The organism is Spirosoma migulaei (assembly GCF_054776855.1).
This window is the reverse complement of sequence record NZ_BAAHBG010000011.1, coordinates 150,901-164,030: the sequence shown is the minus strand read 5'-3', so window position 1 is coordinate 164,030 and position 13,130 is coordinate 150,901. Positions and strand designations below refer to the sequence as shown.

The following is a 13,130-nucleotide window of genomic DNA, read 5'->3' as shown; positions in this document are numbered from 1 at the left end:
GAGTAAAGGGAGGAAAGAGGAGAGGGAGTAAAGGAAATGCAGTATTAATCCCTTTACTCCCTCTCCTCCTTCCTCCCCCTACTCCCTTTTTTTAAACATCACACAAAACCACCGCTTCTTTCAGGCTTGTTAGTGGATCACGTTTGGGAATGAACTCCTGGGCGACAAAGCCTTTGAAACCCGTGTCGACAATGGCTTTCATAATGGCTGGGTAATAGAGTTCCTGGGTTTCGTCGATTTCATTCCGCCCCGGATTGCCGCCTGTATGGTAGTGTCCAAAGTATTTATTATCGGCACGGATCGTACGGATAATGTCGCCCTCCATGATCTGCATGTGATAGATATCATACAGCAGTTTGAAGTTATCAGAGCCTACTTTTTTGCAAAGCTCTACACCCCAGGCGGAGTGATCGCACATGTAATCTTTATGATCTACTTTGCTGTTGAGCAGTTCCATAATCATCGTGATACCGTACTTTTCGGCACTAGGCATCAGGCGTTTTAGGCCAACCGCACAATTTTCCATGCCCTGCTCGTTGCTCATGCCCCGGCGGTTACCCGAAAAACAGATAACTTGCGTCAGGCCTGCTTCTTTCATTTTCGGAAAGATAGCCTCGTAACTGGCAACCAGTTCTTCGTGAAACTTCGGGTCGTTAAACCCATCAGGAATACCTTTCCCGGCACCCTGGGCCATCGAACAGGTCAGGCCATATTTTTTCAGGGTAGGCCACTCGGCTGGACCGGTCAAGTCAATGCCTGTGATACCCATGTCCTTAGCAGCTTTGCATAGGTCATCCAGCGAAATTTTACTGTAACACCACCGGCAAACCGCGTGATTGATGCGTCCTTTTAATAGTGAGGCAGCTTGTTCAGATTGAGTCATAGAGCTGGCAAAGGAATTAGTCAGAGCAGGTAGGGCCAATGCACTGCCTGTTAACGTTTTAAGGGCCGTTCGGCGGGAGGATGATTTCATACAATTTTGACTAACAGAACGATGGAATGAGTGAATGATAGACCAATGAACCGACAATCGTATTCGATCATTCACTCAGTCTATCACTCAAAATTATAACTCACGAATCCGAATATTACGATACCAGACTTTGTTGCCGTGATCTTGCAGGGCGATGTGCCCAGTCGAATATTTACCAAAGCCTTCCCACCCCTTAAATTTACTCTCGGATACCATTTTATCCCATTCGGGTCCGCTGGTTGGATACTCGGCAGTCTTCTTGCCATTCAGGTATTGCTCCGCTTTACCGTCTTTGATAACCAAACGGGCTTTGTTCCATTCACCAGCGGGTTTGGCGGCTCCCAGGTTAACCGGCTTTTGTAAATCATATAGCGCGCCAGCTGTCCGGTTATTATCCCGACCTTGCTTTGCATCGGGATGCTGCTCATTGTCAAGAACCTGCATTTCGGGGCCCGTCTGATAAGTCGCCTTGTATTTAGGATCTTCGTGGACGTGATAGATAATACCGCTATTGCCACCTTCCGCAATTTTCCACTCCAGTTCCAGCTCAAAATCACCGTACTCTTTATCCGTTACCAGATCACCTGCCCCACCGGCTGTCAGGTGGATGGCACCATCATTAACGGTCCATTTTTCTGGAATGGGTTGTCCCGCTTTTAAATAGGTATGCCAACCCGTTAATGTTTTGCCATCGAACAAGGTCTCCCATTTCCCTTTTTTCGGCATAAGCTCATGCAATCGTGTAGCAGGAGTGTTACCGGGATTGTCAGATGCCAGCGTAAAATTGTAAGTACAGGTCATAGCCAGTGCCAAAAGACCAACAGTCAGGGGTTTGCTGACCGTAACATGCGCATTGTTCATAGTTGAGAAACGTTTGGATTTTGCCGGGGCAATAGTACTAAAAAAAAGTACATATCGAGCGTTTACTAAATATTTACGTTTGATCTTAGTTTAACGCAATTTTAGTGATGAAAAATCTGTTTGTTTATAGCGCTATAACCTCACCCAACTCAATCAACTAAGTTTATGGAAGCAACAACGCTGGTACCTTCCGAAAAGCAACGCTATCAGAAGCACCTGAATCTCCCCGAAATTGGCTCTGTAGGCCAATTAAGGCTCAAAAACGCCCGTGTACTGGTTGTGGGCGCGGGTGGGCTGGGGTGCCCGGTATTGCTTTATCTGACAGCCGCTGGCGTTGGTACCATTGGCGTTATTGACCCCGATGTTGTTGATCTAAGCAATCTGCAACGTCAGGTACTTTATACAACCGATGAGATTGGCAAACCCAAGGCAAAAATCGCTGTTAATCACTTAAACCGGCTCAACTCCGATATCACCTTCGATACCTACACCATGTCGCTGGATATTAGCAACGCCCGCGCCATCATCGAAGCTTACGATATTGTCGTTGACTGCACCGACAATTTTAAGGTACGCTATTTAGTGAATGACATATGTGTCACGTTGGGAAAACCGTTTGTGTACGGTGCCATTCATCGTTTTGAAGGTCAGGTAGCAGTGCTGAACGCCGATCTCGGCGACGGCCGACGCGGCCCAACCTATCGGTGCCTGTTCCCTGAATATCCGAATGAAATTGAAATTCCGAATTGTAACGATACCGGCGTATTAGGCGTACTACCTGGCGTTATTGGTACCTATCAGGCCAATGAAGTCATCAAGCTCATTACAGGCATTGGCCAGTCGCTAAATGAACACCTGCTGATGGTTGATCTATTAACGATGGTCCAGCAGAAAATCAAAAACAAACGTCGGGCTGATGCCCTCGAACTTGCTAAACAAGGTTTAGCGGCAGCAGGATTGCGTCCTACACTCAGCGAATCAGGCCCACAGAAAATGTCGGTTCAGGAATTAGCAGAACGAATGGCGCTGGGTAACGATATTTTCCTGCTGGATGTTCGCGAACGGCCAGAATATGACCTATGCCACCTTGAGGGTGCGGTGTTGATTCCTGTCGGTATGATTCCGAACAACCGGAAGCGCATTCCAACCGATCGGCCTGTGGTTATTTATTGCCATCATGGTATCCGCTCAGCCAATGTGGCGCAGTATCTGTATGCACAGGGCGGACTGACCAATCTGTATAACCTCGACGGTGGTATTAACGCCTGGGCACGCGACATTGAACCTGAAATGGCCATCTATTAGCTTATAACGCAAAGCCTTTTGGTTCCTGTTACATCCATATCAACGAAACTCCGTTACTTTGTAGCGGAGTTTTTTAGTTAACGCTGCCCAAAGGCTGCAATTTTTAGTACTCTCAGCGCGGCTTTCCATCGGAACGCCGAACCGACCGCATTACACGCTATATGAATATCAAGAATATTCTCAAATACCTTGTTTCCCTATCTATTGCCGGGGGATTACTTTGGTTTACATTTCAGCAAAGCCACCTTGATGCTGCCGGTTTGTGGCAAAAAATCAAAGCCGCCGATTATAGATGGGTGCTACTGTCGGCCGTTTTTACAATTATCGCCCACTGGAGTCGGGCCGAACGCTGGCGTATACTACTGGAACCTGTTGTTCCACAACGGCCTACTTCGCTCGATACAACGGTTAGCGTTCTAACCGGTTATCTGGCTAATATGGCCTTACCCCGCGCTGGTGAATTTGTTCGCTGTGGTACACTTTACCGCCTGTCAGGCGTACCCGTCAATGTCAGTTTCGGTGCTGTAGTAGCCGAACGACTCTTCGATTTACTTATGCTGGTGTTGCTTCTGGCGGCCACATTTATACTGGAGTTTGATCGTATCAGTCAATTCTTTCTGGACTTTTTAGGCGGCAAGATGCCCAAAGGCTCCAGTGGCTCAGGGGTATTAGTACTGGTAGGCGCTGTACTGCTAGGGCTAGCGCTATTGAGTTGGTTTCTATTCAATCGTTACCGTGAAGCATTAGGTCGCCATCCATTGTATCTAAAGGTCAGCGGCTTTCTAAAAGGGCTACTGGATGGACTGCTTAGCGTTCGAAAAATATACAGACCAGGGGCATTTGTGTTTCACACGCTACTTATCTGGACAATGTATTACCTGATGTCGTATACCTTGTTTTTTGCTATGCCCGCTACGGAAAACCTCGGCCCACTGGCTGGACTAACGATTCTAATGGTTGGCACATTGGGTATGGCAGCTCCTACGCCGGGCGGTATCGGTTCGTTTCACTTGCTGGTTGGGCAGGTCGCGTTGCTGTATGGTCTTACCAGCCAGGATGGGCAGATTCTGGCCACATTCATTCACGGTGTTTCCACAATTATGATTATCATTCTGGGAATTCTGGCTTTACTATTCGTGCTGCTCCGGCGCAATAAGACAACCAATTTACCCGATGTACTGGACGATCCTAAAGCCGTAAAACTGGAACCGTAACGTTATGACTGAATCCAAAATCCTCACCCGTGAAGAGGCCATCCGTCAGGCCAGCCAATGGCGCGCCGAAGGGCAGCAAATCGTTTTCACCAACGGTTGCTTCGATATCGTTCACCTAGGCCATATCGACTACCTCGAAAAAGCGCATGCCCTCGGCGATCGCTTGATTCTGGGTCTTAATACCGATGCGTCGGTGAGTTGTATCAAAGGTCCACTACGTCCTGTTGTGAACGAATACGCCCGGGCGCGGCTTATGGCAGCTCTCGAATTCATCGATGCCGTTGTCTTATTCGGGGAACCCACCCCTCTCGAACTAATCGAAGCCGTGCAGCCAGATATTCTTGTCAAAGGAAATGATTATAGCGTCGCAACCATTGTCGGCGCTGATTTTGTGCTGGCTCGGGGGGGCCGTGTCGAAACGGTTGCGCTTGTACCTGGCTACTCGACAACCAAGCTCATCGAACGAATCAAGCAAAGCTATTAGCCTTATACAAAGGCACTGAACCTGATTACTTAGTAGTCAGGTCAATTATTTGCAGATTAATCTACTTTGTTTATGGATTTAGAAAACTATTTACTAGTTTTAGATTCTGTTACGAAACAACGTTGGCTACTGCCTGGATTGCCGGAGCTGTTTCAGTTGATTTTCACCTTATAAATCAGCGTCCTTAATGACTTTATTACGCAGCCAACGTTATTTTGGGGGCTTAAGCCTAGTAGTACTCCTCTTATGGCCTATCGCGGTCAAGTCATCGGCAGATCATACCGGAGACCAGATTCTAGGACGTTGGCTGTTTCCGGCCAGAGGCTCGAGCGTAGAAGTATATAAGTCTGGTGATCGTTATTTTGGTCGCATATTCGAGGTTAGTCCCACCGGTAAACATCAGTTTGGCGTGGCCAAAAATCAATTATTAATGCAAAATTTATCATTCGACGGAAAAGGCTGGTCGGGTGGCGAATTGATTCATCCGAAAACGGGGAATCATTTTGATATTGAACTTCAACTCCTCGATTCGCAGACGCTCACTGCCCGAGTTTATAAAGGATTCAGATGGCTGCATAAGGAATATGTGCTAACCCGGGCTCCCCAATAACCGTCTTCTTTTTTAAGTTTTACATTCGGCTCTACTCCTTCAACGGGTAGAGCCGAATGCATATTAGGCGTTTAAATGGCTCGCAGGGTTGATAAATGGTCAACGTGCGGGGATACTTTTTTGGGCTAACTGTTGTTTTACTACTAACGACCGAATACATTGGCCGTTTAATTGAAACCACAAACCTGACTAATTGACGATGATCTGGTTAATTATGATTCTCATCTTCGGCGCTAGCGCATTCGTGAGCTGGCGATTACGAAGTAAATTCAATGAATACTCTCAAATTGGCCTTAGTAATGGCTTAAGCGGTGCAGAAGTGGCCCAGAAGATGCTAAACGAAAATGGCATTTACGACGTCCGCGTTGTTTCCGTTGAAGGTATGCTCACTGACCACTATAACCCGGAAGAAAAAACCGTGAATCTCAGTGCCGATGTCTATTATGGCCGGAGTGTGGCAGCTGCAGCTGTTGCTTCTCACGAATGTGGGCACGCTGTTCAGCATAAATTAGCCTATGCACCCCTAAAATTCCGGTCGGCCATGGTACCTGTTCTGACGGTTTCGTCGCAGTACATGCAGTGGATATTGCTGGCTGGTGTTTTGCTCCTCCGGACAACGCCAATTCCACTGGCTGTTGGGGTCGCTTTATTTGCGCTGACAACGCTGTTTAGCTTTGTAACCCTACCCGTAGAATTCGACGCCAGCCGCAGGGCACTGGCCTGGATTCAGACACGGGGCATCGTGAACCAGCGTGAATACGGTTTCGCAAAAGATGCCTTATGGTGGGCCGCTATGACCTATGTAGTTGCAGCCTTGGGTTCATTAGCCACCTTGCTTTATTACGCCAGCCTCTTACTGGGTGGTCGCCGTAGCGACTAATCAGTAAATAGTTTTTACAATTAAAAAGCCGGATCAGTTACGATCCGGCTTTTTAATTGTAACGCCGACCGTTCCGGTCGGTGCTACACATCAAGCTAATCTCAAATACGAAAGTACCATAACTACATGTCCGGATTCAACCATTTCTGGCGTTGGGGCCGAACGGTCAATCAGCATACCTGCTATAGCGACAGAGACGGCAATCACGAGCGCAGGCCAGAAACCAACGATGGTAAAACTGTCCATAAAATTGTCGATCAGTTTCAGTAACAGCGCCGTCACCACGATCCGAACGAGGCCTGTCAGCAGAAAAAACGTGACCAGATTGAGTGGAAAGCGAATCAACCAGCCAACAAAGAAGTTCAGTAAACCCAGCAGCAGCGCGATTAGAACGGCTGTTCCAAAGTTTTTGACATCAACCTGTGGCATGAGGTAAGCCAAGCCGAAAATGACGGCCGCATCAAGTAATACGTGTAAGATAAGATTCATAAAGTGATCTAATTGGTTAAATTGAACAACCGTTTGGGTTTGAGATGGTTTAGAGACTGTACCCAATTAACGTAGCTATGCAACAGCTCTGGATTTTATGTTTCGTATTAATTTTGGGTGGTGGTCCTGGCTTTTCTCAACAACCAGCTACCTCCTCTCCAGCCTCTTCAGCAAAGGTATATAACCTCAGGAAACCTAGTCGAGACGGGACCGGCAAAATTTATCAGGGCCGAGAAATTGCGCAGGTCATGGGGCACCTTGGTGCGTCGTGGCTTGAACGGCCCGAACGGGAACAGGAAGAACGTACCGATCTATTATTAAAAGCATTACAGTTAAAACCCACCGATGTGGTGGCCGATATTGGCGCTGGAACAGGCTATTTCACATTCCTGATGGCCCCTAAACTTTCCAAAGGGAAAGTACTGGCGGTTGATATACAACCGGAAATGATAACTTACCTAACCGAAGGGAAAGCAAAACACAAAGTCAGTAATGTAGAGCCCGTGCTTGGCACTGAATCCAATCCTAAATTAATGGCGAGCAGTATCGATATAGCCATTCTGATTGATGCCTATCATGAGTTTTCGTATCCACGCGAAATGATGGAGCACATTACATCAGCACTAAAACCAGGCGGACGGGTAGTACTGGTCGAATACCGCGCCGAGGACCCATCCGTACCGATCAAAGAGCTCCATAAACTAAGTGTAGCTCAGGCAACAAAAGAAATGAAAGCCGCTGGCCTGAAACTATTAAAAAACGACGATCGGCTACCCCAACAGCATATCATGTTTTTTGGGAAGTGATTAGGTTGTACCACCAGTCAATTTTCTTCAATAAATTACAACCATTTGACCTGTATTAGAATCTCTCAGGAAACTGCTATTCATTATTGGTTCGTATGCGCACTTTCTACCTTTTTGCTGGAGCGATCATATTTCTGCTAGGTTGCCAGGATGGCAATAAAGTTGACCCCTTTAATGCGCCAGTGCAATCCCTGGCGGATTTACCTGCCGATTATCAGCCAATACAGAATGGCAGTTCGGTTGCTGGCCGACTAAAAAGTGAGGTTCATGCCGGACAATTAAGTGGTGAATGGCTATACAATCAGCAGGGCAAGTTAGTTGAAGGGAGACGATATCTATCCGGACAAATCACGACAGCCGATCAATATCGATATGATGCCGCTGGACAGTTACGGTATGTGCAACACTTTACGAATGGCTGTGCCTTTTCAAGCCTTTCCACTTGCAGTGGACCTATTACCTGGATAAGTTATGATGACATCAATACAGACAATCTTGGCCGTATTCGGGAGAGTCATACATTTTTGAAACAGTCGGGCCAATGGGAATTACAAAGTATAACTGCCTATGAGTACGATAACCAAAACAAGCCACTGAAGATATTGCGTTACGATAGCTCGCGCAAATTAGGCTCAACTCAGGAATTCACCTATGACAATAAAGGCAACATCATTTCGCTACGGGAGCTAAATACGACAGGAACACCCGATCTCGCTGACCGTACATTTACCTACGACTACGATCAGGGACTAAACCCATATGCGGGTACAGTCCACTATATCTCTCCTTTTTTCTCAAGCCGACACATGCTACGTACCACTGGTGCAACCTACGAATACGCACCGAACGGGTACCCCGTCCGAATTCAGCAAAACAATCTGGTAACGGAGTTGTCATACTATTGATTGTCGAACCAGCTACTAGAAACGCGTCTATAGGGTTCTATTTACCGGCTAATTTACTTTTCCTGAACCCGTATGAGAAATAAATCACAAGCCCAATAACCAGCCAGATACCAAAAATTTTCCAGTTGCTGGCACCTAATTCCGTCATGAGATAGAGGTTGGTGAGTACGCCGATTACGGGTAACAGGGAGAAGTTATACCGAAAACCTTGTACGGCTAATAGTACCCATACGCCCCAGAATACAATTAACAGCGGCTTATCCTCAAGCGTTTGGATTAGGTTAGCACCCGTCAGCGCATAAGCCACTACAGCTAATAGAACAGCCCCAATAATGTATTTTCCATTGATGTAAGGCACCTTGAACTTCGATTGTGCCGTCAATCCCTGGGCATCTAAATACAAAATTCCGGCACAGACGAGAATAAATGCAAAAAATGTCCCTACGCTGGTCAGATCTACGAAGAATTTCAAGTCCATAAACAATGAGGGAACGGCCACCAGAAAACCCGTAACTATTGTAGCAAATGAAGGCGTTTTATAGGTAGGATGAATTCTCGAAAATCGCTTCCAGAGCAACCCATCCCGGCTCATGGTCATCCAGATACGCGGCTGCCCAAGTTGGTAAACCAGCAACGCACTTGTAATGGCAACTACCGCACTGACAGAAATCACACCAGCCACAAAATCAAGGTTTACTTTCTGAAACACATAGGCCAGCGGATCACTCACGCCCAGCTCTTTATAATTAACCATTCCCGTTAGCACGAGTGTGATCAGAACATACAGAACTGTGCAAATTCCCAGACAGTAGAGCATGGCGCGCGGCAAATCGCGCTGGGGGTTTTTACATTCTTCGGCCGTAGTTGAGATAGAATCGAACCCAATGAAGGCAAAAAAGACAGAAGCCACTCCGCTCAACACGCCCGATACCCCATTTGGCGCAAACGGCGACCAGTTGGCAGGTTTGACATAAAAAGCACCTACGCCAATCACCAGGCCTATTACGGCTAACTTTAACACAACCAGAATATTACTCGCCGTACGTGATTCTTTTATACCGATATAGACCAAGGCCGTAATCAGTACCGTAATGGCACCTGCGGGCAGGTTGGCAATTAGTTTGAGATCGCCAAGCATGGGAGCATTGGCAAACGCATCGGCTAGTACGCGTGTGTTTTCGGGTAACGTAGTCAGGCTCGTTCCGGCTTGCTTCGTCTGTTGAACCAGATCAAAAGCGCGAGACGCTGAACCGTAATCAGTAGCAAAATATTTGGGAAACGTGATGCCAAAGCCACTGAGCATAGACGTGAAATACTCCGACCACGAAATAGCAACGACCATATTACTAACGGCATATTCGAGAATAAGCGCCCAACCAATGACCCACGCAAATATCTCCCCAAAGGCCACATACGCGTACGTATAGGCACTGCCACTCACAGGAACCGTGCTCGCAAACTGTGCGTAACTTAGTGCCGTGAACACGCAGGCAATGGCCGTAAACACAAACAATAAGGACACAGCTGGACCACCGTTATAACTCGCCAGACCAATCGTACTGAAAATACCGGCACCAATGATAGCGGCAATGCCAAACGAGGTGAGGTCACGAACACCCAGCGTCTTGACCAGCTTGCTGGATTCACCCTCGGCAGCGTCACTTAAAATTTGAGTTACGGTCTTTTTGCGTAAAAGGGACATAAGTTGGCGGAAGAAAAACAGTGTCTATTGATGTTAAACAGCTAAAATAGAAATTCTTTCCGGTTTTTAATCTCTTAGGTTTACATTCGCCTTATGCCAATTAGCCATCGGCTGTCGTTCATTGTTCAGTATTACCTGTAAACTATGTCCATTCGGGTTCAGAATCTTACGAAAGTATATAATCAGCAACGAGCTGTCAATCAGATTTCACTCCAGGTAAAACCGGGCGAAATTGTTGGATTTCTTGGCCCCAACGGTGCAGGAAAATCGACAACCATGAAAATTGCTACGGGCTACCTCACTCCTACCGAAGGCACCGTAGAAGTGAATGGCTTTGATGTCAGAACCCATTCCATGGATGTTCGCCGGAGCGTTGGTTATTTGCCGGAGCACAATCCGCTTTATCTGGACTTATACGTGAAAGAATACCTGCGCTTTGCGGGTTCGCTACACGGCCTGCGTGGGTCTGACCTGAGTCGGCGTATTACAGATATAATTGAATTGGTAGGTCTGGGACGTGAGCAGCAAAAACGAATCGGGCAATTGTCCAAAGGATATCGGCAACGGGTTGGCTTGGCTCAGGCACTGTTGCATAACCCGCCAGTATTGATTCTCGACGAACCAACAACCGGCCTGGACCCCAATCAGTTAGCTGAAATCAGGCAAGTCATTCGAAATGCCGGGCGCGACAAAACGGTCTTGTTCTCCACGCACATTATGCAGGAAGTTGAAGCCATCTGCGACCGCGTTGTCATTATCAATCGGGGACAGATTGTTGCTGATGGGCCACTAAGTCAGTTGAGAAGTACGTCTTCGGGAGAAAACGTAGTGGTTATTGCCGAATTTGAAGGTGAATTAGCCAACCCTGATGTGCTCACGGCTATACCCGGTGTGGAGCACGTCGAACCTATAGAACGCGGTCAGTACCGAATTACAGCCAAGCCAAACACAGACTTACGAGCCACTATCTTCCGCCTTGCCGCCGATCAGAATTTAACGCTGGTGGGACTGCGCCAACAGGAAAATTCACTGGAAACGATTTTTAAGGAATTGACCAGGTAATGTAAAATGAATAATGGGTAATGTATAATGACCGTCTAGGCCGTTATACATTACCCATTATTCATTTTACATTACCTGGCTATTTCGCTGTAGCCATCAAAGGGTACTGGTCAAAAATAGACCTGACAATCCCTTTAAAGTAGTTGTTCTTAAAGTTCTGATTACGCATCATTTTTGACGCATACCCTTTCCAGATCACCTGATACGACTCTGCATCGATGAGAGAGATCATCAGCGTGCCTTCATCGAGGTTATAATCGATACGTTTGTAGGTAGCATCGTCATCTTCCCGTACCACCCAGTCTTTGATAACGGGTTGCTGATACCCCCGAAAACGAAGGTCAGACCGGAAGATATTATAAGAGATTAGCAGATTCGGACTGCGGTTACTAACCCGATACCCCCGGGCTTCCATTTGGTGCCGAATTGCATCCTGAATATCGGAGCAAAGAAGCGTCGAATCGACGAATTCACACTCCAGAAAATTGAAAGATTCGTAGTTTTTAAAATGGCCTTCGTAGCTATAATCATGCTCGACAAATAGCCTGCTCGACGAACAGCCTGCCATAACAACCGCGGATAGCACAAACAAAATACCAATGCACTTTTTCATACTCCAGTTTGTAAAAGTTTTTAATGATATACCAGGATGCGTTAGTAGTGAGATCAATCTTTGGGGTTGAACCCAAATATAACCGTAATTGTTTGGCAAACAATAGCGTATGGCAAATTTTTAATTCTTATTGAGCCCCCGGTAAAACTCCAGTCCCCGGCGCATTTCGGAAGGTGTAACGAGTACATCAAAGGCACAGCTACCCGGCCCATCGAGCAGGGACATCCGCACCTCCCGGCCACGATTCTTTTTGTCTTGTAAGGTTAATGCCAGAATGGGTTCAATGTCGTCGTCTACTAGTCGCACATTACCATATACGGAAAATATGTACTCTTCGGTTGCGTTCAGTAGCTCCTGATCAATCATTTTTTTCTGAAAGGCAATAAATGCTTCAGCTACCATGCCTACCGCAATCGCTTCGCCATGTAAAAGCCGTTTCCGATGCTGGGTTAAAAAGTACGTTTCGACGGCGTGGCCCAACGTATGACCAAAATTCAGGATCTTACGTAATCCTTTCTCGGTCGGGTCTTCGGCCACCACCCGTTGTTTAATGGCTACGGAATGCGCTACCAAAGCTGGCCAGTCCTGTTCATCCAGGTCACGCCGACGGATTTCATCCCACATACCGGCATCGGCAATCAAACAATGCTTGATGATTTCGGCAAACCCGGACCGGAGTTCACGCTCGGGTAGTGTTGTCAGAAAAGAAGGGTCGATCAGCACCGTGTTGGGCTGTTGAAATACGCCTATATGGTTTTTGTAGCCTCGGAAGTCAATACCCAGTTTACCACCTACGCTGGCATCTACCTGAGCGAGTAGTGTAGTTGGCAGTTGTGCAAAGGCAATACCACGCTTGTAAGTAGCTGCACAAAAGCCCCCCATATCGCCAATAACACCACCGCCAAGATTCAGCACTAGTGAATGTCGATCAAAGTTAGCCCGAGTCAGCGCATCCCAGATCAACTCACAGGTAGCAATGTGTTTTTGCTCCTCACCCGCCTTAATCCGAACAAGCGTATGCTTCGGCAACATGGGTTTTAATTCCGGATAGCAAAACCGGAAGGTGTGATTATCGGCGATGACGGCGATGGCCGAGAAGTCGTAAGAATCCAGAAAAGCAGGTAGGCTTTCGGTAATAGGGGCGATGGTTACTGTTGACATACTGTAAAAGTACGGCAGGGGCGGCTTGGGATAACGAGAGAACGAGAAGATTTTTTTCTGACCCG

The 13,130-nt window shown here is 47.1% G+C and carries 14 protein-coding genes; 8 read left to right on the top strand and 6 right to left on the bottom strand.

The window, feature by feature from the left end; genetic code table 11:
- Nucleotides 1-91: 91 nt before the first annotated feature.
- Entirely contained in the window at nt 92-973 is an 882-nt protein-coding gene (locus ACYVGO_RS14530; protein ID WP_460969883.1) for a hydroxypyruvate isomerase family protein, read from the bottom strand.
- 93 nt (nt 974-1,066) lie between these two features.
- Complete coding sequence (locus ACYVGO_RS14525) at nt 1,067-1,834, bottom strand: 3-keto-disaccharide hydrolase (protein WP_460969882.1); 768 nt, start codon at nt 1,832-1,834, stop codon at nt 1,067-1,069.
- A 165-nt stretch (nt 1,835-1,999) separates the two neighbouring features.
- On the opposite strand from ACYVGO_RS14525, the gene moeB reads away from it, so the two are divergent.
- From moeB to ACYVGO_RS14500, 5 genes are all read left to right on the top strand, one after another.
- Nucleotides 2,000-3,139 carry a molybdopterin-synthase adenylyltransferase MoeB gene (moeB, locus tag ACYVGO_RS14520; protein WP_142775034.1) on the top strand — a complete coding sequence of 380 codons (1,140 nt, stop codon included), beginning with the start codon at nt 2,000-2,002 and terminating at the stop codon, nt 3,137-3,139.
- 161 nt (nt 3,140-3,300) lie between these two features.
- Entirely contained in the window at nt 3,301-4,353 is a 1,053-nt protein-coding gene (locus tag ACYVGO_RS14515) for a lysylphosphatidylglycerol synthase transmembrane domain-containing protein (protein WP_460969881.1), read from the top strand.
- Nucleotides 4,354-4,357: 4 nt separating this feature from the next.
- Complete coding sequence (gene rfaE2 / locus ACYVGO_RS14510; RefSeq protein ID WP_460969880.1) at nt 4,358-4,837, top strand: D-glycero-beta-D-manno-heptose 1-phosphate adenylyltransferase; 480 nt, start codon at nt 4,358-4,360, stop codon at nt 4,835-4,837.
- A 187-nt stretch (nt 4,838-5,024) separates the two neighbouring features.
- Nucleotides 5,025-5,447 (top strand): DUF2147 domain-containing protein, encoded by a 423-nt coding sequence (locus ACYVGO_RS14505; protein WP_460969879.1) that lies wholly within the window; start codon nt 5,025-5,027, stop codon nt 5,445-5,447.
- Nucleotides 5,448-5,661: 214 nt separating this feature from the next.
- The gene (locus tag ACYVGO_RS14500) at nt 5,662-6,327 is read left to right on the top strand and encodes a zinc metallopeptidase (RefSeq protein ID WP_460969878.1); all 666 of its coding nucleotides are present in this window, start codon (nt 5,662-5,664) and stop codon (nt 6,325-6,327) included.
- Nucleotides 6,328-6,417: 90 nt separating this feature from the next.
- Here ACYVGO_RS14500 and ACYVGO_RS14495 read toward each other — a convergent pair whose 3' ends face one another.
- On the bottom strand, nt 6,418-6,816 hold the full coding sequence (locus tag ACYVGO_RS14495; protein WP_460969877.1) for a phage holin family protein: 399 nt from the start codon (nt 6,814-6,816) through the stop codon (nt 6,418-6,420).
- A 77-nt stretch (nt 6,817-6,893) separates the two neighbouring features.
- Between ACYVGO_RS14495 and ACYVGO_RS14490 the strand changes: the two genes are divergently transcribed.
- Both ACYVGO_RS14490 and ACYVGO_RS14485 read left to right on the top strand, forming a co-directional pair.
- On the top strand, nt 6,894-7,622 hold the full coding sequence (locus tag ACYVGO_RS14490) for a class I SAM-dependent methyltransferase (protein ID WP_460969876.1): 729 nt from the start codon (nt 6,894-6,896) through the stop codon (nt 7,620-7,622).
- Between the two features lie 95 nt (nt 7,623-7,717).
- The gene (locus ACYVGO_RS14485; protein WP_460969875.1) at nt 7,718-8,527 is read left to right on the top strand and encodes a hypothetical protein; all 810 of its coding nucleotides are present in this window, start codon (nt 7,718-7,720) and stop codon (nt 8,525-8,527) included.
- Between the two features lie 37 nt (nt 8,528-8,564).
- Here the strand turns inward: ACYVGO_RS14485 and ACYVGO_RS14480 are convergent, their stop codons facing one another.
- On the bottom strand, nt 8,565-10,229 hold the full coding sequence (locus ACYVGO_RS14480; RefSeq protein WP_142775043.1) for an amino acid permease: 1,665 nt from the start codon (nt 10,227-10,229) through the stop codon (nt 8,565-8,567).
- Between the two features lie 144 nt (nt 10,230-10,373).
- Here ACYVGO_RS14480 and gldA point away from each other — a divergent pair, with 144 nt between their 5' ends.
- Nucleotides 10,374-11,291, top strand: coding sequence for a gliding motility-associated ABC transporter ATP-binding subunit GldA (gene gldA / locus ACYVGO_RS14475; protein WP_142775044.1), 918 nt, complete (start codon nt 10,374-10,376; stop codon nt 11,289-11,291).
- Nucleotides 11,292-11,370: 79 nt separating this feature from the next.
- On the opposite strand, the gene ACYVGO_RS14470 is transcribed toward gldA, so the two are convergent.
- Both ACYVGO_RS14470 and aroB read right to left on the bottom strand, forming a co-directional pair.
- Nucleotides 11,371-11,904 carry a DUF4136 domain-containing protein gene (locus tag ACYVGO_RS14470; protein ID WP_210422410.1) on the bottom strand — a complete coding sequence of 178 codons (534 nt, stop codon included), beginning with the start codon at nt 11,902-11,904 and terminating at the stop codon, nt 11,371-11,373.
- A 120-nt stretch (nt 11,905-12,024) separates the two neighbouring features.
- On the bottom strand, nt 12,025-13,065 hold the full coding sequence (gene aroB, locus ACYVGO_RS14465) for a 3-dehydroquinate synthase (protein ID WP_460969874.1): 1,041 nt from the start codon (nt 13,063-13,065) through the stop codon (nt 12,025-12,027).
- Nucleotides 13,066-13,130 lie beyond the last annotated feature (65 nt).